General features: G+C 34.2%; 19 protein-coding genes. All 19 read left to right on the top strand.

Annotated elements, in window-relative coordinates; genetic code table 11:
* Positions 1–28: 28 nt before the first annotated feature.
* The 19 genes from B5X76_RS03890 to B5X76_RS03800 all read left to right on the top strand — a co-directional run bounded on the left by B5X76_RS03890 (position 29) and on the right by B5X76_RS03800 (position 21,795).
* Entirely contained in the window at positions 29–1,201 is a 1,173-nt protein-coding gene (locus tag B5X76_RS03890; RefSeq protein WP_079641400.1) for an O-antigen ligase family protein, read from the top strand.
* Position 1,202: 1 nt separating this feature from the next.
* The gene (gene asnB, locus B5X76_RS03885; RefSeq protein ID WP_079641398.1) at positions 1,203–3,026 is read left to right on the top strand and encodes an asparagine synthase (glutamine-hydrolyzing); all 1,824 of its coding nucleotides are present in this window, start codon (positions 1,203–1,205) and stop codon (positions 3,024–3,026) included.
* 376 nt (positions 3,027–3,402) lie between these two features.
* Complete coding sequence (locus B5X76_RS03880) at positions 3,403–4,503, top strand: glycosyltransferase family 4 protein (protein ID WP_079641396.1); 1,101 nt, start codon at positions 3,403–3,405, stop codon at positions 4,501–4,503.
* Positions 4,504–4,558: 55 nt separating this feature from the next.
* Complete coding sequence (locus B5X76_RS03875; protein WP_079641394.1) at positions 4,559–5,857, top strand: DegT/DnrJ/EryC1/StrS family aminotransferase; 1,299 nt, start codon at positions 4,559–4,561, stop codon at positions 5,855–5,857.
* Entirely contained in the window at positions 5,847–6,443 is a 597-nt protein-coding gene (locus B5X76_RS03870) for a sugar transferase (RefSeq protein WP_079641392.1), read from the top strand. Before B5X76_RS03875 ends, B5X76_RS03870 begins: the two co-directional genes overlap by 11 nt.
* A gap of 38 nt (positions 6,444–6,481) precedes the next feature.
* The gene (locus B5X76_RS03865; protein WP_079641390.1) at positions 6,482–7,579 is read left to right on the top strand and encodes a glycosyltransferase family 4 protein; all 1,098 of its coding nucleotides are present in this window, start codon (positions 6,482–6,484) and stop codon (positions 7,577–7,579) included.
* A gap of 89 nt (positions 7,580–7,668) precedes the next feature.
* The gene (locus tag B5X76_RS03860; protein ID WP_139375191.1) at positions 7,669–8,550 is read left to right on the top strand and encodes a glucosamine inositolphosphorylceramide transferase family protein; all 882 of its coding nucleotides are present in this window, start codon (positions 7,669–7,671) and stop codon (positions 8,548–8,550) included.
* Between the two features lie 57 nt (positions 8,551–8,607).
* On the top strand, positions 8,608–9,696 hold the full coding sequence (locus tag B5X76_RS03855; protein WP_176140981.1) for a glycosyltransferase: 1,089 nt from the start codon (positions 8,608–8,610) through the stop codon (positions 9,694–9,696).
* A 52-nt stretch (positions 9,697–9,748) separates the two neighbouring features.
* Positions 9,749–10,849 (top strand): NAD-dependent epimerase, encoded by a 1,101-nt coding sequence (locus B5X76_RS03850; protein WP_079641384.1) that lies wholly within the window; start codon positions 9,749–9,751, stop codon positions 10,847–10,849.
* A gap of 203 nt (positions 10,850–11,052) precedes the next feature.
* Positions 11,053–12,435 (top strand): pectate lyase family protein, encoded by a 1,383-nt coding sequence (locus B5X76_RS03845; RefSeq protein WP_079641383.1) that lies wholly within the window; start codon positions 11,053–11,055, stop codon positions 12,433–12,435.
* Positions 12,436–12,532: 97 nt separating this feature from the next.
* Positions 12,533–13,681, top strand: coding sequence for a glycosyltransferase family 4 protein (locus tag B5X76_RS03840; RefSeq protein WP_079641382.1), 1,149 nt, complete (start codon positions 12,533–12,535; stop codon positions 13,679–13,681).
* Between the two features lie 46 nt (positions 13,682–13,727).
* Entirely contained in the window at positions 13,728–14,759 is a 1,032-nt protein-coding gene (locus B5X76_RS03835) for a GNAT family N-acetyltransferase (protein ID WP_079641380.1), read from the top strand.
* 70 nt (positions 14,760–14,829) lie between these two features.
* Positions 14,830–15,633: a phytanoyl-CoA dioxygenase family protein gene (locus B5X76_RS03830; RefSeq protein ID WP_079641379.1), complete on the top strand. Its 804-nt coding sequence runs from the start codon at positions 14,830–14,832 to the stop codon at positions 15,631–15,633.
* 34 nt (positions 15,634–15,667) lie between these two features.
* A complete protein-coding gene (locus B5X76_RS03825) occupies positions 15,668–16,654 on the top strand; it encodes an aspartate aminotransferase family protein (RefSeq protein WP_079641378.1) in 987 nt (328 codons plus the stop codon).
* A 70-nt stretch (positions 16,655–16,724) separates the two neighbouring features.
* Positions 16,725–17,219 (top strand): GNAT family N-acetyltransferase, encoded by a 495-nt coding sequence (locus B5X76_RS03820; RefSeq protein WP_079641376.1) that lies wholly within the window; start codon positions 16,725–16,727, stop codon positions 17,217–17,219.
* Between the two features lie 19 nt (positions 17,220–17,238).
* Positions 17,239–18,297: a GNAT family N-acetyltransferase gene (locus tag B5X76_RS03815; protein WP_079641375.1), complete on the top strand. Its 1,059-nt coding sequence runs from the start codon at positions 17,239–17,241 to the stop codon at positions 18,295–18,297.
* 60 nt (positions 18,298–18,357) lie between these two features.
* Positions 18,358–19,413, top strand: a complete 1,056-nt coding sequence (locus tag B5X76_RS03810; RefSeq protein WP_079641607.1) for a GNAT family N-acetyltransferase — start codon at positions 18,358–18,360, stop codon at positions 19,411–19,413.
* A gap of 10 nt (positions 19,414–19,423) precedes the next feature.
* Positions 19,424–21,376, top strand: a complete 1,953-nt coding sequence (locus tag B5X76_RS03805; protein WP_079641374.1) for a polysaccharide biosynthesis protein — start codon at positions 19,424–19,426, stop codon at positions 21,374–21,376.
* 23 nt (positions 21,377–21,399) lie between these two features.
* The gene (locus B5X76_RS03800) at positions 21,400–21,795 is read left to right on the top strand and encodes a helix-turn-helix domain-containing protein (protein WP_079641372.1); all 396 of its coding nucleotides are present in this window, start codon (positions 21,400–21,402) and stop codon (positions 21,793–21,795) included.
* Positions 21,796–22,135: the final 340 nt, after the last annotated feature.

Here is a 22,135-nt window from a genome sequence, read left to right as displayed (position 1 = left end):
TATAATTATACATTAAATAATTTCCGATATGAAATATCTTAAGATTATTATTTTATTCTTAGTTTTCTGCAATCTTCCAAGTTATTTCTTGGTTAAAGCTAATGCCGCAATTGGTCAACTTTTAAGCTACAGCACCTTCCTGCTCATAATCGTTTATTACTTTTTCAGTGAGAATAAGAAGCCGATAGTTCCTTTTATCGTATTTGGCCTTTTATTCTTTTTGATATCGATAATAGTCAGTGCACAAAATGACGATGGTTATTTAGTAACGCTTATAAAATATTTTATTGTCATAGTTATGGGAGCAAGTGTTGTAAGCGATACCACAAAGGAAGACATATATATAGTGCTTTTACTAGGATGTTTAAGTATAATTTTTGAATCTATTTTTATTGAAGGTATTGGTGGCAGGTATAGGGGGTATTATATTAACCCTAATGCAGCTGGCTATGCTTGTATATTAGGTTATTCTCTGAGTTTTTCAATAAATAACAAAAAATTAAAAATCATTGGCCAATTACTATTTTCAATGGCCGGCTTTCTTACTTTCTCCAGGACTTTCTTATTTATCTGGATATTAGTCAATTTGATATCTTTGTTGATCAATTATAAAAATGTATATAAAATACTAGTAGGTATTGTTTTATTTGGTCTGTTTCTTTCATTTGGAGATAAGCTGGATTTAAGTACGAAAAGAATGCATGCATTTTCAGGAATACTTGAAGGAAAAGTAAATGATGATTTAAAAGAAGAATCGAGAACAGAAACCTGGTCCCATTATTATAATCAAATTTTAAACAATCCAATCTTGGGTAATGGATACCATTCCTTTAGCGGAGAAATTTTTGGACCTGAATACAATACTTACACCGTAAAAAATGGTGTACACAACACTTTTTTAATGGTTATTGGTGAAGCTGGCTTTTTTGTCCTTCTCTATTTTCTATGGATATATGGATCTTTTTTAATTAATGGCATAAGAATGTTTCATGATAATCCGGTAATTTTTCTGGTTTCATTTTCTTTAGTAATGTACATGCTTACCAATCATAATTATTTTGAAAACAACCTGGTATTATTTGTTTCGATGTGGCTGTATATTCAAATAGATCTGGGTAAGAAAGTCTCTGAAAAGAAACATGTAGATCTTCACCAAGTCAAGAACTATCAGGTTGAGTATCTAAATATAAATGCGTTTTAGTATGTGTGGAATTTATTTAACCAACATTCCCATTGAAGAGGAAGCCGTAAAATCAAAACTGGAATCCATACAATTCCGTGGACCGGACTATTTAGGGATTCAAAAAGTATTTGATTTGACTTTTGGACATTTACGGCTATCCATTTTAGATTTAAATGTTCGTTCACATCAACCCATGACATTTGAAGACCTTGTTATAGTGTTCAATGGTGAAATTTATAACTTTCAGGAGATAAAAACAGATTTAATAGCTCTAGGGTATACTTTTGATACAACAAGCGATACGGAGGTGTTACTAAAAGGTTATAAAGAATGGGGAGCTGCTCTAGTGCCGAAACTAAACGGAATGTTCGCTTTTGCTATATATGATGCTACATCAAGAAAAATATTTTGTTCACGCGACCGCTTAGGTGTAAAACCCTTTTATTATTCATGGAAGGACGGTGAACTTGAAATTTGTAGCCAGTTACGTCCAATAAGCCAACACAAACAAATAAACGATGAAGCTATATCGATGTATTTGGACTGTGGTTATATCCCCAGCCCATACACGATCTATCAAAATGTCTATAAATTACCTCCCGGAAATAATCTGGAGATTGATTTGGACAGACAAAAATACGATGTTAAAGAGTACTGGAATCTGAAGGAGGTCGTCGAAGTGGGCTTAGCTTATAATGAGGCCAAAGAGAAGTTGCACAATCTGTTAAAAGATGCCGTAAAAATAAGATTGCAAGCAGATGTGCCTTTTGGATCATTTCTCTCGGGAGGAATAGATTCTGCTCTAATATCCAGTATTGCTTCAACGGTTTCAAAGGATCCTATCAAAACATTTTCGATAGGCTTTGAGGATCCGGAATATGATGAAAGCAAGATCGCTGCACAATATGCAAAAATTATAGGTTCTGAACATACAGAAACAATTTGTAAAGCAACAGATATTTTAGAAATGATTCCCCAATTGGTAAAAGTGTTCGATGAACCTTTTGCAGATAGCTCTGCGTTGCCTTCTTTACTATTGAATAAAATAACGAAGCAATCTGTTACCATGGTCTTATCTGGAGATGGAGGGGATGAAAGTTTCTTTGGATACAACCATTTTAGATTAGTGCCTTACGCAGATAAAATTACGTTTGTGCCCTATTTTTTGAGAAAAATGGCGGCCAGCGTATTGAGTTTTAATTTCCTGGGTGCACGCGCACTTTCTTATAAAGGAATACTCAATGCTGCTTCAAAATATGATTTCATTGCAGGTATATTTGTTGGATATGACTCTCTTCTAAAGAAGAGAAACTTTAATTGGTTGTCCCACTATAATGGTTATAAAATATGGTCGAAAGATTTGTTACAGGCAACAGCTGATTTAAATATTAAATTGTGGTTAGAAAACGACAGTAATGTAAAAGTAGATCGTGCCAGTATGGCTCATTCAGTAGAAGTAAGAAGCCCCTTTCTGGACTATAATATCATTGAGTTTGCAAGAACACTTCCTATATCATTTCGTTACGAAAAAGGCCGGAGAAAAAAAATATTAAAGGATATTCTGAAAGAATACATTCCTGAAGAAGTATTTGATCAACCCAAAAGAGGATTTGCTGTGCCTTTAGCAGGTTGGATAAGAAATGAACTGCGTAGTGAGTTTGAAGAAAATCTAACAGACGATTTTTTATGTCAGATTCCCATTTTAAATGTACCCAGGTTTAAAGATATTTTTAAAAAGCATTTAGAAGGAAAGCATGACTATTCATCTTTTATTTGGAGAATATATATTTTGTCTAAGTGGTATCAAGAATTTGGATTTTATAAAAAAATTGGCACCCAATAAATACCTTTAGCACCAAATAATAATATCGTTTACTTCTTCTTTAACTAAAAAAAATTGTTTCAGGCATTTAAGGCTTTTCTAAATGCTTTTAATCCTTGGTTTGCCCCATTTAATATTTTGATCATTGAAGTTTTCCAGATAGTTGTCAGCTATGAAATACTCCTAGTTAGCAAAGCCCTCACGAGTATTCCATTCCAATAACTCGGAACAAGTTAATGAAAGATAAAAGACAGATTAAACACCTATGAAATATCCATGTAGCAAAGGCTACACAAATACGAATGACCGCGAAGCAGCATGCACACCAATTACAACAATCCGTGCATAATATAGTTTGGATATTCCATATGGCCGTTAAAAGTCAAATTATTTACATATGAAAAATAAATTATTTTTTGTTATTAATAACCTTCATAGTGGAGGGGCAGAAAGAGTGTTATCTATATTGGCGAATGAATTTAGTAAACAGGGGCTGAGCGTTTTTATTCTTTGTCTCAACGAAGCCGAACCCGGTTATCAAATTTCCCCTCAAGTCAAAATGATTAACTTATTAGAAAAGAGGAGAAAAGAAAATATTTTTAATCGTATTAAATATGCATTATTAATATTTCTACGATTGTCTAAATTGCTTATTAAAGAAAAGCCAACTTGTGTTATTTCTTTTATGACCACGGCAAATTTATGGACCGGTTTGGCTTGCTCTTTAATTAAAACACCCTTTATCGTCTCAGAACGAACTACACCTGATCATACGATTAATTCATTCAACTTCTTTTTAAAAAGAATTTCCTATGTCATATATAAAAAATCTAAGGCTGTAGTTATACCAGCCAAAGGAATAGAGGACTGCATTAGAAACCATAAATCTTTTAAAAGATTAAATAATTTCAAGATTATCAGAAATCCTTTAAATGTATTTAAATCGCCCTCTGCAAAACCCGTAAACAGCAAGAAGTTCATCTTAGGAGTTGGTCGGCTTTCCTATATTAAGGGATTTGACCAACTAATTGAGGCCTATAGTAAAATTAAAGCTGATGACGTTGATTTATTAATTGTTGGCGGCGGAAGCGAATATGAAAACCTATCCAATCTAATTGAAAAATTGGGTATACAAAATCGGGCTAAACTAATTGGACCAAAAGATAATCTGCAGGATTATTATAATCAAGCGGAATTGTTTGTTCTACCATCCAGAAATGAAGGGTACCCAAATGCTTTAATAGAAGCGATGAGTTTTGGCTGTCCTTGTATCGCAATGGACTGTGAATTTGGTCCATCAGAAATAATAGAAAATGAAGCAAATGGAATTTTAATAGAGGCAAATAATATTGGTAAGCTAACTTCCGCAATGGATAATTTATTAGCCGATGAAAGCCTTAGAGTAAAAGTTGCGAGCAATGCGCAGTTAATAAATCAAATAAATTCTATAGAAAATATTCTTCCAAAATGGAAAGATTTGATATTGCATAATGCATAATCCATGTCCTTTCTTTTATTGTAATAGAGATTCAACCACACTAAACTTCAGAATTATGAACATTCCATTTTCACCTCCGTTTATTGATCAAACGGTCATTGATCAAGTCGTACAAACACTTCAAGATAAGTGGATTACAACAGGACCTAAAGTTAAAGACTTAGAGCAAGAGATAGTTAAACTTACCAATTCGGATGCGGCAATTTGTGTAAATTCCTGGACATCCGGAGCAATACTGATGTTAAAATGGTTTGGGATTAAAGAGGGGGACGAAGTAATTATACCAGCATATACTTACTGTGCAACCGCTTTAAGTGTTTTGCATTGTGGTGCTATTCCTGTAATGGTAGATATCAACGATGATTTTTGTATAGATCCTGAAAAAGTCAGGAAAGCCATAACGGCGAAAACAAAAGCTATTATAGCTGTAGACATCGCCGGATGGCCATGTAATTATACTGAACTAAAGGCTATTATTCTGGATTCGGAGGTGAATAATATGTTTACAGCGGAGTCTGACAAACAGCAACTTTTAGGACGTATCTTATTGATCGCAGATGCAGCACATTCTATCGGTGCAACGTATAACGGTTTGTCTTCGGCTAAGATGAGCGATATAGCTATATTTTCATTTCATGCCGTAAAAAATATCACCACAGCTGAAGGTGGCTGTATTTGTTTAAATCTTCCACGCAGTTTTAATGCAATGACAGAATATGAATTTCTAAAGATATATACACTTAATGGACAAAACAAAGATGCCTTAGCTAAATCAAAAGGTGGTGGCTGGCGTTATGATATTTTATTTCAAGGGTTAAAAATTAATATGCCGGATATATGTGCTGCTATTGGTTTGGCACAAATAAAAAAATATAGTAATGAGTTATTGCCTCAGCGTAAAGAAATAGCTTCAAAATATTGTAAGGGCTTAGAGCAAATGAGTTGGTTTATAAAACCTCCATTGCAGGATGAAGAGCGAGAATCATCCCATCATCTGTTTCCGCTACGAATAATGGGCATTACCGAAGCACAACGGGATCAAATAATAGATGATTTGGCTCAACTAGGTGTAGCGGCCAACGTACATTTTATACCTATGCCTATGCTTACCTATTTTAAAAACCTTGGATATCATATAGAGGATTATCCGGTTGCCTATAAGCAATATTCATGTGAGATTTCATTGCCTATTTACCCTCAACTTTCGGATGCCGAAATACAATTTATTATCGAATCGGTAATTGCCACCGTACAAATTCAACTGAACAAACCAGTACAGGCAGAGGTTAAAGATAAAATTAAGAGAACAAGAAGACCAATCGTTTCAACAAGAATTTTTGGATATGGACACTAAACGCATATTTGATATTTTATTAGCCTCATTTGGACTGATTGTACTTAGTCCGGTTTTTGTAGTAATTGCTATACTAATACTTCTAGATTCAAATGGAGGAATATTCTATCGTCAGATCAGGGTTGGGAAGAACGTGGAAGATTTTCCGTTGCTCAAATTCAGAACAATGTATGTGCATCAGACAGATCAGCAACTACTTACCATAGGTAATCACGATACTCGTATCACAAAAATTGGATATTGGTTAAGAAAATATAAACTGGATGAATTACCTCAGTTATTAAATATACTAAAAGGCCATATGAGTTTTGTCGGTCCGCGTCCTGAGGTTCGTAAATATGTAAATCTTTATAACGAGGAGCAAATTAGGGTACTCTCCGTTAAACCGGGAATTACCGATTGGGCATCAATTGAATTTTCTGACGAATGTGAACTTTTGGCAAAATCCAATGATCCGGAGCATTTCTATATAGAAGAAATAATCCCGTTAAAAATCACACAAAATCTGAAATACATCAATAATCATGATTTATGGATTGATCTGAAAATCATATTTCTGACTTTAAGAAAAATTGCGATTGGATAAAGCAGTCAATTAATACGATTCTAAAACTCATAAACAAAATGAAAATAGTTCACATTATAGGCGCACTTAGAAGAGGTGGAGCAGAGCGCTTTGTTGTCGACTTATGTAATGAGTTGGCAAAGAATGATCAGTATCAAATATATTTAATTTCTCTTTGTGATAATGATGCTGATACAACTTTTCTTAATGAAATCAGCGGGAAGATAAGTTATTTATCCCTACACAAGGGCAAAGGCCTAAATTTCCGGGTACTTTTTAAATTGACCAGTTGGCTGGTTAAGCAAAAAGCGGATGTAGTCCACACGCACTTAAATGCTTTTGAGTATTTGCTTTTGTATAGATTTATAAGTGGTAATTGCAAGTTTTTTCACACCATCCATTCAACAGCCCAAGCCGAATGTCCGAATTTTTTAATTAAGGCATTTCGTAAAACTCTGTACAAGAAGAATAAGGTAATTCCTGTCGCCGTTTCAAATGATGGGGGCAAATCATTTAAGAAATATTATGGTTTAGATAATGTTATTGTAATTGAAAATGGTCGTCCATTTTTAACTCTGACTGCTGAGTATCCTGTACTTATTAAAAGATATAAAGAAAATATAAACTCTTTCCTTTTAATTCATGTGGGAAGGATTATGAAAGTGAAAAACCAGCAGCTATTAATTGAAGCTGTACAAAAGTTTAATGCAAATGAAGAGAAGAAATGCAAACTATTAATAATCGGTGATGTTCGTGATGAATCCTTATATCATCATCTTTATTCAATGATAAAAGACGACCCTTACGTTGAGTTTCTTGGAGGAAAAGAAAATATCGCTGATTTTCTAAGTATGGCAGACTTTTTCTGCTTATCAAGCTTTTATGAAGGGATGCCAATATCCTTAATTGAGGCATTATCAGTTGGATGTATATCCATTTGTACTAAGGCCGGTGGTGTTAAAGATATGATTAAGAATGAAGACACCGGCTTCTTGAGCAATGATAATAGCGTGGATTCATATTATCAAACGATAAAAAGAGCCGTTTTCTATCCAGACAAACAAAAAATAAAAGAAAATAGCCTGAATTCATTTAAACAGCACTATCATATAGGAACTTCGTGTAAGAAACATGTAGATGCATACCTTGTGATCTAAACATAAATACTAAATAAACAGAACCTTTTAAGAATTTGCATAATCAGGTTTGGATAATGAAATTCTTGTTATTTAATCTCGATGAAAACATGAATAACGTAATTGATAGGTATTTTGGTGCAGACAAATGGAATATAGGATTTGTGAAACAATCTGCTGCAGATTTAATCCGGAGAAAAAGATTTAATGGAAAAGTAGTATGGCTGGAGGAGGATGAAGCGCATTATTCGGCAGATCCCTTTGTTGTCAAAATTAATTCCAGTCTTTTCATCTACTATGAGGAGCTTAACTTTTGGAAGATTAAAGGCAAAATTTCGAGAATTAAAAATTTTAATTTTAGCACTAAACAAAGGATATCTGGCCTTACACCAAAAGGGATCCACTTTTCATACCCATACATTTTTGAAGAAAAGTCAAATTTTTATTGCATTCCTGAAACAGCAGATGCAGGTGAAGTAAGTCTGTATCAGCTGGATCATGAAAACTCGACCGAGTTAAAGAAGAAAAGGGTTTTGCTAGTGGGGCCACGCTATGTAGATACTTCGATTATCTACTACAAGGGAAAATATTGGCTATTTACCAATATAGATGGTATGCTAAATGATCTATACATATACTATTCAGATTCATTAGAGGAGGAATTTAAACCACATGCATTAAACCCCATTCCGGTAAGTTCAAAAAATTGCAGGAGTGCCGGAAACTTATTTATAGTAAACGGGCGACTTTACCGCCCAACTCAGAATCTGGAAATCCGTTACGGAGGATCCATAATTATCAATAAGATTTCTGAACTTTCTGAACATTCATTTAAATCAGATCCTGATTTTGAATTATTACCGGAAGCCCCTTATTTGGAAGGTATGCATAATATCAGCTTTGGAAACGATTTGATTGTTGTAGATGGAAAGAGAAGAACACATTCTCCCATTACTCCTGTACATAGATTATTAAAAAAAGTTCTTTACTAAAATATATGCCCTTATCGGCGCATAATGTTAGCTGAGAAATGTGATTATTTTCAAAGGATGGATACGATTTCAAATAGATTATTATTTGTATCAATGTCTGATACTGCAGGTGGAGCAGAAAATATCCTGCGTATGGCAGCAGGTGTAACAAACAGTCCATTAATATTTCTGAAACATGTATTTGATTCGCGCCTTTTCATACCAAAAACACAGGAGGTAAAGCATTTGACTCAAGAGACGCTGTTGATCGGCTTTCTAAAACTTATTAAAGAGCTATACCCTTACAGAAAAGATTACACGATCATAAGCACACATCCTTACCTAAATTCGTATTTAGGCCTACTCAAACGCGTTGGATACCTAAAATCAAGCCTAATTGTCCGTGAATGCACTTCGGTATTTACCCGCTATACAGGTGTCAAAAGATTAAGCTATAAGATAGCATATCGATTAGGTTATCCGGCAGTTAATTTAATCGTGTGCCAAACGGAGATTATGCGTAATCAGCTATTAGCGCAAAATAAATTTATACCAGACGATAAGGCTGTAATAATAGAAAATCCGATTGAACTAAATCATATATTAAAAAAAGCAGAAGCCCCTATAGATGAAAAGCTGACCGGTTCAGAATTTATCTGCTCAGCTGGCAGGTTAATTCCTGAAAAGGGCTTTTCAATACTAATCCGTGCATTTGAAAAAATCGCACAGCAGCATGAGAATCTAAATTTATTGATATTAGGAGAAGGCAAAGAAAGGAAAAATCTCAATACTTTAATAAAAGACACTGGTCTACAAGAGCGAGTAATCCTAATGGGGCATGTTGATAATCCAATACCATATTATAAAAAAGCAAAACTATGTATTGTCTCATCCATTAAAGAAGGATTTCCAAATGTTTTACTTGAAATGATGGCCGTAAATGACTCGGTTGTTTCGACCCTTTGCGCCGGCGGCATTGAAAAAATACCTTCTATTCTTAAAGTTGAACCCAATAATATCAACTCTTTAACATCAGCTATAGGGTTTGCGCTCGCTGATTATCCCAGTCAGAAAAACGACACCAGACAAGACTACCTCAAAGATCGCAGTCCTGAGCTATTTATTAGTTCCATTCTGGAAGAGATGCACCGAGTAAATAGCTTATAACTTTTAATAAAAGACTCAAACAATCTATAATTCATCTATAAACTTATATCTTATGAAAATTTTAGTCACAGGCACGGCCGGATTTATTGGCTTCCATTTAGCCAAACGTTTGTTAGAAAGAGGAGATACAGTAGTAGGTATAGATAACATCAATGATTACTATGATGTCAACTTAAAACACGATAGACTTATAGAAACAGGAATAGATGTGACAGAACTAGAATATGGTAAAAGTAGGATAAGTACTAAATATCCAAACTATACTTTTATTAAACTGGATATTTGTGATAGTGAAAGTTTAGCGACTTGTTTTGAAACTTTTCAGTTTGATGCTGTTTGCAACCTTGCTGCACAAGCAGGTGTAAGATACAGTATCACAAATCCTGAAGTTTATGTAGAGACTAATATAAAAGGCTTTTTGAATGTTTTAGAGTGCTGTAGAAATTTCAAAATTAAACACTTACTTTATGCCAGCTCATCGAGTGTGTATGGATTAAATAAGGTAATGCCTTTTTCTACACATGAAAGCGTAAATCATCCCGTTTCACTCTACGCTGCATCTAAAAAAAGTAATGAATTAATGGCTCATGCCTATAGCTACTTGTTTAATTTGCCAACGACAGGTTTAAGATTTTTTACAGTTTACGGTCCTTGGGGTAGACCAGACATGGCTTTGTATATTTTTACTAAAGCAATAATGGAAGGTGAAGAAATAGAAGTTTTCAATAGCGGAGAGATGAGTAGAGATTTTACTTACATTGACGATATTGTCGAAGGCATAGTTCGAGTAATTGATACTCCCGCACAAGCAGATCCAAATTGGGATGCGAAAAGTCCTGATCCTGCCACTTCAAAAGTACCTTACGCTGTTTATAACATTGGAAGAGGAGAACCGGTAAGTTTGCTAAATTTTATTAATGAAATCGAAAAACATACTGGAATTAAAGCTAATAAAGCCTTTTTGCCTATGCAAGCGGGAGATGTTGCCGAAACTTCTGCTGACATTAATGATTTAACCAATAAGCTTCATTATCAACCAATAACAAGTGTGGGAACAGGGGTTAAAAATTTTGTAAACTGGTACAACAACTATTATACAGCACCTTATCAAAATCAGACAAAAATTATACAAACCGCAAATGGTTTGTCATAATACTGTAACATAAGGTTTTTTAACAACTTCAATAATTTTACTTGAAAACAAAAATTTGAAAAATCACAACCGCTTAAAAATCAAGGCCTAGCAAAAAACTCTTCAAAGTTAAATTAGATAACTACTTCATTATCTGCATTGTGTTTTAAATTACAAATCCTTTAGGTTTGCGCCCAAGATGTAAATTTAAAACACAAAAATTCATGCAGAAGAAAACAAAATTAATTACAAAAGTGCTAGTATTTAGCTCACTACTGTTTACAATTTTTACCTTTAGTCAATGTCAAAAAGAAGGGGTAGAAAATCTAACAATTGATGCGCCTAACGATGTGGATTTACAAAGTGCTGTTTCAACAACTTCAACTTCTGTATTCACAGTAAATGTTTCAAAAGGTATTTCCGATGGCGGATTTTCGGTACGAATTCCGATGGACGCCAATTTAATAAGCGACACAAACGATAAGCCAACTGCATCAACCGTAAGAGTATTTGAAAATGGAGTTGAAATAGGCCCTTCGCACTCTGTACACCAGGAAATCAGAAACTTAGGTAAAGGTCGTTTCAGTCATAAATCGGGGTTCTTGTTTCTTTCGGCTTCTGATAACTCAGATCCGAGAACCAATCGTAAGAAATACACCTATACTGTAGGCGATCAAAGCATTACAATACCTCCAGTAGTTCCGCCAACTGGTACCACAGATCCTCCAGTATCTACTAATGAACCTATCGGATATGCTTCTGTAAATGGTAAAACAACAGGTGGTGCAGGCGGTCAGACGGTAACTGTATCAACTTTTTCAGCGCTTCAAAGTGCTGTTTCATCCTCGGCACCATTGATTATACAAGTTTCTGGTACAATTACAGGATCTGGATTACTTAGAGTACAATCTAATAAAACGATTTTGGGCCTTAACGGATCTAAACTGATTGGTGCAAGTTTGTTTATCTACGGGAAGAGCAATATCATTATCCGGAATATGACAATCAGCAAAGTTAAAACATATTCAAATATAATTATCAAAGGTGGTGCACACCACGTATGGGTAGATCACTGTGACCTTTCATCAGAACGGGTAAGTGACTGGGATTACTATGATGGATTGTTGGACGTAGGAACTGGTGCTGACTACGTTACACTATCATGGAATAAGCTGTACGACAACCATAAAGCTATGCTGATCGGTTTTAGTTACAACGAACCTGAATCTGTTGGCAAACTTCGTGTTACTGTACATAACAACTATTTCTATAATGTTTCAGAACGTTGTCCGAATGTGAGATATGGAACTGTTCATACTTTCAATAACTATTATGACAATGCAGGATTTGTTAGCTCTTTTATGGGGGCAATTGTAAGAGTGGAAAATAGTTATTTCAAAAACACTACGCTTCCGATCAGAACAGAACTTAGTCCTGTAGCAGGTGTTATCAGCGGTGAAAGTACCAATATATTTGATAACTCTGGAAAAAACAAAATTACTACGGCCCCTTCAAACTGGGTACCTACTTACGAATATAAATCAGTACTTAGTACTGCTGCAAATGTTCCATCTATTGTGATGAAAGGTGCTGGCGCAACCTTATAATCAACAGAAGTAAGTTAAAATATTTAATTGCAAGGCCATCTGACTGTAAGTCAGGTGGCCTTTTGGTTCATGTATAATTCTTTTTAATTCCATTATTATGGCAGAAAATAGAAAAAAAGTATTGATAGCGTGCGATTCTCCGCGTACATTACTTGATTTTAGGGGTAAACTCATTGAAGAACTTATCAAGAAGAATGAGGTGTTTGTTTATACCCCAAAAATTTCACAACAGCATGTTCAAGAAAAGCTAAAGAATCTTGGAGTAACTGTTTTTGAAAATCATCTGAACGGAAGTAATGTATCGATCCTCTCCGATCTTACATACATGATTCAATTATACAAGGTTATCAGGAAACTAAGACCGGATATTTTCTTTCCCTACACATTTAAACCTGTAATCTATGGAACAATTATAGCAAAGCTTTGTGGAATAGATTGTATAACTCCGATGTTAACCGGACTGGGGTATAATTTCACCGATAATGGTTCTAAAAAAAGTGTAGTGAGCCTGATAACCAAAACACTGCTTAAGTTCAGTCTGATGGAAAACCGGAGGGTCAGAATCATTTTTCAGAACCGAGATGATTATAATAAATTAATAAAATCAGGTATAATCGGAATTAAACATCAGGCATTTGTAGTAAATGGTTCTGGTGTGGATTTGGGCCATTATGATTATTCTGAACCAGAAACTACGAATATCAGCTTTCTAATGATATCTCGCCTTATCAATGCAAAAGGTGTAAATGAATTTTTTGAAGCGGCGAAAACCATCAGATCCAAATACCCGGATATAAAATTCAGGCTTATTGGTTCTTTTGATGATAACATTGACTCCATTAACAAGGAACTGTATTTCAAAATCCAATCTGGAGATACCGTAGAATATATAGGACAAGTGGATGACGTAAGACCGTATATAAAAAATTCATCCATCGTTGTACTCCCTTCGTATTATGGAGAAGGTGTTCCTAGATGTATCCTAGAAGGCATGGCCATGGGAAGAGCCATCATTACCAGCGATTCTGTTGGATGTCGTGAAACTGTAAATGTTTCACCTTCCTGTACTAATGGTTTTTTGGTTCCCGTAAAAAACATTCCAGCTCTTGCTTCCAAAATGGAACACTACATAAATAATACCCGAGATATTATCTCATATGGTATCAATGGGCGAAAATTCGCCAAAGAGAAATTTGATGTGAACCTTGTCAATGCAGAAATGCTTAAAATCATGAACGTTGGTTAGCTTGTACATCTAAAAAAACTGTAGTTCTTTAAATACATTATTAGTCATGGCATATCGCTTGATCAATTTTCAACAATCGGAAGAATGGACAGCATATGTCCATAATTCTGTAAACTATGATTTCTATCATACCTGGCACTATCATTCACTAGAGAAAAACGGGGATCCATTTCTTTTCGTTTACGAAGAATCGGATGTGTTTATTGCGCTACCCCTACTAAAAAGAGAAATTGCAAATTCAGGTTTGTATGATCTGACTTCTGTATATGGTTATTCAGGGCCGATTTCCAACAGAAAATTTGCAGACATAAGTGACCAAATACTTGAAAATTTCAAGTATTTCTTCTTAAACTTCATGAACACGGGAAGATATATCTGTGTTTTCTGTAGACTTAATCCTTTTATTGACCAGAAAGTGTTGATTGAAAAAATAGGAGGTATTTCCAACAATGGTAAAACCGTTTACATGGACTTATCCATTTCTATTGAAGAGCAAAGAATAGGCTATGAAAAAAGGATGGGCAGACAAATCAGACACTTGAGAAAGATGCCCTACATTATTAAAGAAGCTAAAACCGGAGATGAAATAAGTCTATTTACGGCCATGTACAATGAGAACATGCACCGGCTGAAAGCAGAAAAAAGCTATTTTTTCAATGAAGATTATTTTGCGGCAATCATTAAAGAGGATAGTTGCAAGTTAATCGTGATGTATGATGGAATTAAAATGATTTGTGGCGCAATTATTATGTGTTGTGGAGGTATAATACGAAACCACCTGTCTGCCACAGCAGTCGATTATGTTAATCAATCGCCCAGTAAGCTACTCACGGACGAAATAAGTATAATAGGCAGGCAGCTGGGAATGAAGTATTTTCACCTGGGTGGTGGTTTGGGAGGTCGGGAAGACTCCTTATTTAAATTTAAATCATCCTTTTCAAATCTGTTTCTCGAGGATTCTACCTGGAAATTTGTATCAGATACATTCGTATACAATGACCTGATCAAAGAAAGAAAGAACGACTTAAATATAAATTATTTTCCCTTGTACCGTTACCCTGAAATGGCCATTAAATAAAATCAATCCGATTTCAAAATTCCGGGTTTTATTAAAAAAACTAAATTTTTAACCATTAAATCTATATACTTTGAAAAATATATTTAATTATTCTGGAGCTACTATTAGTGACTTTGAGAATGCAATTGATCAGTTTGGTTGGGTTATATATGAAAACGCTCTTAATGAGGGGCTGATTGCTCAAATTATTAATGACCTGGAACCGGCTTATTTGCAGAGAAGAGAAATCCAAACCCAAAACGGTATTGAAACAAATATGGAGGGCACCCTTCATCATTTATTGGAATGTGACAATTTTAGTTTAAATTTTTTAGAACAAATGTTTTGTGATAAGGAAATGCGCTTCTTTTTAGGTGGAAACTATATCTTAAATGGCTTTAGTGCGGTTATTAACATGAAAAATGATAGGCCGTATGTTCAAAATATTCATCGGGATTTGAGAAGTTTTACCGGAAACATGAAAATGATGATCCAAATGATTGTGTTGCTTGATCATTTTACAGAAGAGAATGGTGCTACTTATCTACTTTCAGGCTCACATAAGGAAGATGTTAAACCGAGTGAGGAATATTTTTACAAATACGCTGACCGAGCGATAACGCAAAAAGGTAGTATTATCTTGTTTGATTCTAACTTATGGCATGCTGCTGGTAAAAATTACACTGAAAATGCCAGAAAAGTATTAACATTAAGTTTTACCAAACCATTCTTTAAGCCGATGTTTGATTTTCCAAGATATTTAGGTTATGAATTTGGAGAATCTTTAAGTGAAAGCTTAAGGCAAGTTGTTGGTTATAACGCCAGAATTCCAGCAGATTTGTACGAGTTTTATCAACCTCCTCATAAAAGAATGTATTTATCGAGTCAAGGTTAATAGTTTTTTTTTGAAAATTTAACTTCCAATTTTTATGAAAGATCAAAAAGAACTTCAGAAAACCATTGGAGGCTTTTTTCAGTTACAACTCTCAAATGGAGAAGAATACTATCCTTCACTCATAAAATTAAATACATCCAGAAATGCATTAGAATATATATTGAGGGTTAAGGGGTATACTAAAATTTATATCCCCTATTTTACGTGTGATACGATATTGGAACCTATGTTAAAATTGGCAGTTCCATATGAGTTTTATACACTGGACAAACAGTTAGACCCTATAGTTGATTTTGAAATTGGATATGCTGAATGCTTTTTGTATACCAACTATTTCGGCATAAAACAGCATACAGTAGAAAAATTAAGCAAAAACATTAAAAATTTAATTGTTGATAATTCGCAAGCCTTCTTTTCAAAACCAATAGATAAGATCGATACAATATATTCATGCAGAAAGTTTTTTGGCGTCTCTGATGGTGCTTACTTGCAACTTAATAGTAGTCTCAGATTGAACATAGAAACGGACATATCTTTTGATAGATTGTTACATCTTATAAAGAGTATCGATGTTGGGAGTGAAAATTCATATGGAGATTTTGTTGAAAACGATAAAAGTCTTGAAAATAACGATATAAAAAAGATGTCTGTTCTAACGCAGAAAATTCTTTCTGGAATTAATTATAAAAACAGTGAAAAAATAAGAAAACAAAACTATAATCATCTGCAGGAAAATTTGGCTCTAATAAATGAACTGGATATTGAAATGCCTGTAGATGCTGTTCCTATGGTATACCCTCTTCTTATTTCAAATGATAAAGTTAAAACTAAACTTATAGCGAATAAAATATTTGTTCCTACCTATTGGCCCAATGTTTTTAAGTGGACAAACGAACATATGTTTGAAAATCATCTGGCAAAACACCTTGTCCCACTACCAATAGATCATCGGTATACTATAAAAGATATGGAACGAATAGTTTGTGTGTTGAAAGATATAATACATGAACTAACTTCCTAATTCTATTTACTAGCCTCTTTATTTTTTGATTCACATTATGAATTTACTTTAATTTTTTAAAAAAAATAGGATGGATAATTTAGTTTATATAAGACCATTGGTTTTAAGCGATGCAAATGTCTCTTATCAGTGGAGAAATGATTCTGACATCTGGAAATATACTGAATTTAAACCTGATAGATACATTTCTTTAGAAACTGAGCAGGAATGGATAAAAGGCAAATTAGAGAATAAGGATGAACGACGGTTTGCAATTTGTCTTAAAGAAAACAATCAATACATAGGAAATATTCAGTTATTAAATATAAATAATGGACTGGCATCCTTTCATATATTCATAGGTGAAAAAAGCTTATGGGGAAACGGAATAGGCAAGCAAGCTACAAAGCTTATATTAAAGTATGCTTTTTTCGAACTAGGTTTAAAACGTGTTTTATTAGAGGTAAATCCATTAAATATTTCTGCTTGTAAAACTTACGAAAGAATGGGCTTTGTTGCAGTAGGCTCCAATGAAGGAAATGGATTTATTAAAATGAAATTAAATAAAAAAGAGTTTCCCATCTAACCTTAGTTCGCTTACTATCATGAGAAAATTAATTACTCTTTTTCACAAAGAGCAATGGATAGCCTACGTAAAGGGTTCCATAGAATATGATTTTTATCATACCTGGCATTATCATACTCTAGATCAAAGTGGAGATCCCGTTCTCTTCGTGTATGAAGAAGGAAATAACTATATCGCTTTACCTTTGCTTAAAAGAAAAATATCAGATTCCCCGTTTTCAGATCTGGGTTCTGTATATGGTTATACCGGGCCTATTTCTAACCGCAAATTTGAAGATCTTGAAGAAAGTCTGATGGATAATTTTAAAAGCTCCTTTCTGGACTTTCTGGATAAGGAACATAATATTTCTGTATTTTCCAGACTTCACCCTTTCTTTAATCAATATTTATTAATCGAAAAATTCGGAGGTGTTTACAAAAATGGCAAAACTGTAGCCATTGATCTTACTATTCCACTTGAACAGCAGCGTAAAAAATACAGGAAATCCACTTATCAATATATCAAAAAAGCGTGGAACAATGGCTATTCAGTAAAAGAGACAAAAGATCTTGAGGATATCAGTGCCTTTTTTGACATATATACAGAAAACATGAGACGGATTGAAGCCGGAGATTACTATTTTTTTAATAAACAATATTTTATAGACCTCATTAGTACAGATGAGTTTGATTGTCGTCTTATATTGGTTTATGCTGGCGATAAGATAATTTGTGGCAGCATAATTACCTGTACATGCGGCATAATTGAAGCCCATTTGGTGGCTACCTTAACTAAATATCTTCATAAATCACCCGCCAAATTTTTAACGGACGAAATTAGCATCCTCGGACGTAAATTAGGCATGAAATATTACCATTTAGGTGGTGGTTTAGGTTTTAAAGAAGATACCTTGTTTAACTGGAAAGCTGGCTTTTCAGATCTGTTTTTAGAATATAAAAGTTGGCGCTATGTCGCCAATGAGCGAATATATAATTCCTTAGTTGATCGTATAGGAATCGATCCTAATAATAAGATTGATTACTTCCCCTTATACAGATGCGACTTTGTGCCGGTAAATAATGCAGTGCTCCAATATTAGCTAATATAGGTTAGTATTTGATTAACCTCCTGGTCTCTTATCCACCTAAAAATGTATTCTATGATTAAATTACTTACCCTTAACGAAAGAAACGAATGGAATTCTTACGTTAACCGTTCTTTTGTACATGATTTTTATCATACCTGGCATTATCATTCTTTAGACAATAGTGGTAATCCTATACTCTTGATTTATGAAGAAGGTGAAGATTTCATAGCCTTTCCGTTCCTCAAAAGAGTTATCCCTGATTCGCCATTTTTTGATTTAAGCTCTGTGTATGGATATCCTGGACCAATTGCAAGTAAAAAATTCGAACAGCTGAATGAAGGATTAATCGATAATTTTAAAAAGTCATTTTTAAAATTTCTGAAAAACGAACAGATAGTCTCCGTATTCTCCCGATTGCACCCCTTTTTTGATCAGTACATTTTGATGAAAGAATTCGAAGGAGTTCATGAAAATGGACTTACAGTCGCTCTGGATCTGAATTTGCCTTTAGATGTTCAGCGTAAAAAGTACGATCGCTCTACCTCTAGATCAATCAAAAGGTGCCGTGACAAAGGATACTTCGTAAAGGAATCAAAACGACCAGAAGATATTGATATATTCATTGATATCTATACAGAAAACATGCGTAGAATCGGATCAACAGAATACTATTTATTTGATAAACAATATTTTACAGACTTAATTCATTCAAATGAGTTTGACTGCAGATTATTATTGGTTTATTTAGGTGATGAAATAACATGTGCAACGATTATCTCTTTTTCTCACGGAATTATTCAGGCACATTTGGTTGCTACTAAAGCATCCTATTTGAATCAATCTCCTGCAAAATTTCTAGTTGATGAAATTACCATTATTGGACGCGAAAGGGGAATGAAGTTTTTTCATCTAGGTGGGGGGCTCGGCTTTAAAGAAGATTCCCTGTTCCGATGGAAATCGGCTTTTTCAGATCTCTTCTTAAACTATAAAAGTTTCCGGTTCATTGCAAACCGCAAAGCATACAACTATTTGCTTGATAAGCGAGGCGTTGACAAAAAAATAGCCATCGACTATTTCCCTTTATACAGAGCTTTCATTGCCTTATTTTCCTCTCTATCATTTATCTAAAATTACTCTTATGAAAAAGTTATTATTTAGTGATAAAGTACATTCAAGATGGTTGATATTATTGATCGATCAGTTAATCGTAATCTGGACACTCTTTATATCTTTATTGCTGACCAAAAAAATTGAATCTGCTGAATTGTTTTACACCAGCGATATCCTGTATATAGGTCTGTACAGTGTGATCTCTATTTACGTGTTTATCAGCATGAGAATTCATACAGGAATCATAAGATATTCCAATACAGAAGATATCTTTCGCGTATTCATGGCAGTGCTAATAAGCAGTATTGGTTTTATGCTTATCGGTAATCTGCTTGTTGCTCCATATTTTAAACTTCCATGGAAATGGTTTGACAAAGCACTGTTATTGAACTTTTTTATTTCTTCATCCTTGTTAATTATTTTGAGAATAGCCGTTAAACACATTTTTGGATATTTAAAAGATTTACAACCTGGAAATATAAAGGATAATATCTTAATTTATGGGACTGACAACACCTCAATCCTGGTGAAACAAGCACTCGACACCTGTCAGGAAGCACCTATAAACGTGTTTGGTTTTATTGATGATGATCAAGATAAAATAAACAAACATATAGAACAAAAAAATGTATATCCGTCATTTTGCATAGAAACACTTAAGAAAAAATATGCTATCAATAAGGTTTTATTAGTTGGCAACGATCTGAATATTAATGGAAAAAAGAAAGCAATTGAAAAATGTATAGAGCTGGGCATTAAAGTCGTTACAGTGCCGTCTTCTGATAAATGGCTATATGGCAAATTAAGCCCTAATCAGATACAGGACTTGAAAATTGAAGATCTTTTACAACGGGAACCTATTATCCTCAAAAAGAATAATGTATCAAAAGAGATAAACGGAAAGAGAGTTTTGATTACCGGAGCAGCAGGTTCAATCGGTTCCGAAATTGTGCGTCAGGTTTTAAACTATAACCCAGAGTATATCATCCTCTGCGATCAGGCAGAAACACCTTTACATGAGCTTCAGCTTGAAATTGAAGATTATTACCCCGAAGGTAAAACCAAAATATTCATGGCCAACATCCAAAACAAAAGCCGGATGAAAACACTGTTTGAAGAATTTAAACCACAGATTGTTTTTCACGCGGCGGCTTATAAACATGTTCCGATGATGGAAAATAATCCTGCAGAAGCTATATTAACCAACGTATTAGGTACGAAAAACATATCCGATCTCTCGATCGATCATGAGGTAGAAAAGTTTATTATGATTTCTACAGACAAAGCTGTAAAACCCACTAATATTATGGGAGCTTCTAAACGTCTTGCAGAAATGTATATCCAATCGCTAAATAACAATAATATATTATCCGCTTCGGAAAACGTTACAGCAAATTTTAAGAGTCTACATAAACCAAAAACTAAATTTATTACGACCCGCTTCGGGAATGTTATGGGGTCAAACGGCTCTGTCATTCCGAGATTTAAAGCTCAGATAGAAAAGGGGGGGCCAATAACAGTTACCCATCCCGAAATAACCAGATATTTTATGACTATTCCTGAGTCTGTACAATTGGTATTAGAAGCTGCAGCAATGGGAAATGGAGGTGAAATCTTTATTTTTGATATGGGAGATCCGGTTAAGATTCTTGATCTGGCAAAGAACATGATCAAACTTGCCGGCATGGCGCCCGATAAGGATATCAAAATTGTTTTTACCGGACTACGCCCAGGAGAGAAGTTATATGAGGAGTTGCTCCTTCTGGAAGAAGAAACTATTCCAACCCATCATCAAAAGATTAAAATATCTAAAATTATTGATTACAGCTTTAATTATGTTCATCGGGTTACAGAGGAATTATTGCGCTTAAATAGCTTGAACAATGACTATGAAATGGTAAAAAAAATGAAAGAAATTCTACCAGACTTCATCAGTAATAATTCCAGATATGAAGAGCTAGACTTGTTTGAGGCTAATTAGATCAACTTTTACATTTTTTTATCATGGGCATACACGTAGGAAATATTTTAGAACAGGTTCTTCGAATGGAACGTATTGGGATTAGCGAATTATCCCGAAAGCTTAAAGTAAGTAGAAGAACAATATATAATTGGTTTGAACAAGAAAATCTGAATCTTCAAATTCTCTTGGAAGTTGGTAATATAATTGGACACGATTTTACGGCCGAACTACCCGAAACGTTAATAAAAAACCATCGTCACGTACTTAGTGCACAAGATGCTTCTTCCGTAAAAAACACAGACATTGATAATAATTCTGTTTATTTTTGGATGAATAAATATATTAGCTTGTTAGAAAAATATAATGATCTATTAAATCTCATTTCTGAGAATTCACCTTCAAATAAGAACACAACAGGCAAAAATGGTTATTTTTAATGTAAAAAAACATTTTCTATTGGAAGAAATAAAATGATTTCCTCAGCTCGCCCCTCCTATCCCCATCGATTCAGAATCAATATAAAATGTAGAGGCCACAAAGATTTGCGTTTTCTTCTACCCTAAACCACAAAGAAACCAGCAAACTGTTAAACGAACCTAAAATCCCAAACAGTATCTTAAACATCAACTCACTATCTCTTCTTTTAACATTACTCTCCTCCCCCATTATTTTTTAACTACGGATTCTAATCCTCGACGGTCGATACAACGTATTTTATGACTTTCAGGATTGGTACGTATTTTTTTCCGTCTATCCCTTAGAATTCCTTACTACTGA

It is taken from the genome of Sphingobacterium nematocida, assembly GCF_900168125.1.
Lineage (GTDB): Bacteria > Bacteroidota > Bacteroidia > Sphingobacteriales > Sphingobacteriaceae > Sphingobacterium > Sphingobacterium nematocida.
This window is presented reverse-complemented; position numbering and strand designations above follow the sequence as displayed.

Bases quoted from the DNA above. Each gene is read 5' to 3' on its own strand.
- B5X76_RS03890 (WP_079641400.1), top strand. From the start codon at position 29: ATGAAATATCTTAAGATTATTATTTTATTCTTAGTTTTCTGCAATCTT.
- asnB (WP_079641398.1), top strand. From the start codon at position 1,203: ATGTGTGGAATTTATTTAACCAACATTCCCATTGAAGAGGAAGCCGTA.
- B5X76_RS03880 (WP_079641396.1), top strand. From the start codon at position 3,403: ATGAAAAATAAATTATTTTTTGTTATTAATAACCTTCATAGTGGAGGG.
- B5X76_RS03875 (WP_079641394.1), top strand. From the start codon at position 4,559: ATGAACATTCCATTTTCACCTCCGTTTATTGATCAAACGGTCATTGAT.
- B5X76_RS03870 (WP_079641392.1), top strand. From the start codon at position 5,847: ATGGACACTAAACGCATATTTGATATTTTATTAGCCTCATTTGGACTG.
- B5X76_RS03865 (WP_079641390.1), top strand. From the start codon at position 6,482: ATGAAAATAGTTCACATTATAGGCGCACTTAGAAGAGGTGGAGCAGAG.
- B5X76_RS03860 (WP_139375191.1), top strand. From the start codon at position 7,669: ATGAATAACGTAATTGATAGGTATTTTGGTGCAGACAAATGGAATATA.
- B5X76_RS03855 (WP_176140981.1), top strand. From the start codon at position 8,608: ATGGATACGATTTCAAATAGATTATTATTTGTATCAATGTCTGATACT.
- B5X76_RS03850 (WP_079641384.1), top strand. From the start codon at position 9,749: ATGAAAATTTTAGTCACAGGCACGGCCGGATTTATTGGCTTCCATTTA.
- B5X76_RS03845 (WP_079641383.1), top strand. From the start codon at position 11,053: ATGCAGAAGAAAACAAAATTAATTACAAAAGTGCTAGTATTTAGCTCA.
- B5X76_RS03840 (WP_079641382.1), top strand. From the start codon at position 12,533: ATGGCAGAAAATAGAAAAAAAGTATTGATAGCGTGCGATTCTCCGCGT.
- B5X76_RS03835 (WP_079641380.1), top strand. From the start codon at position 13,728: ATGGCATATCGCTTGATCAATTTTCAACAATCGGAAGAATGGACAGCA.
- B5X76_RS03825 (WP_079641378.1), top strand. From the start codon at position 15,668: ATGAAAGATCAAAAAGAACTTCAGAAAACCATTGGAGGCTTTTTTCAG.
- B5X76_RS03820 (WP_079641376.1), top strand. From the start codon at position 16,725: ATGGATAATTTAGTTTATATAAGACCATTGGTTTTAAGCGATGCAAAT.
- B5X76_RS03815 (WP_079641375.1), top strand. From the start codon at position 17,239: ATGAGAAAATTAATTACTCTTTTTCACAAAGAGCAATGGATAGCCTAC.
- B5X76_RS03810 (WP_079641607.1), top strand. From the start codon at position 18,358: ATGATTAAATTACTTACCCTTAACGAAAGAAACGAATGGAATTCTTAC.
- B5X76_RS03805 (WP_079641374.1), top strand. From the start codon at position 19,424: ATGAAAAAGTTATTATTTAGTGATAAAGTACATTCAAGATGGTTGATA.
- B5X76_RS03800 (WP_079641372.1), top strand. From the start codon at position 21,400: ATGGGCATACACGTAGGAAATATTTTAGAACAGGTTCTTCGAATGGAA.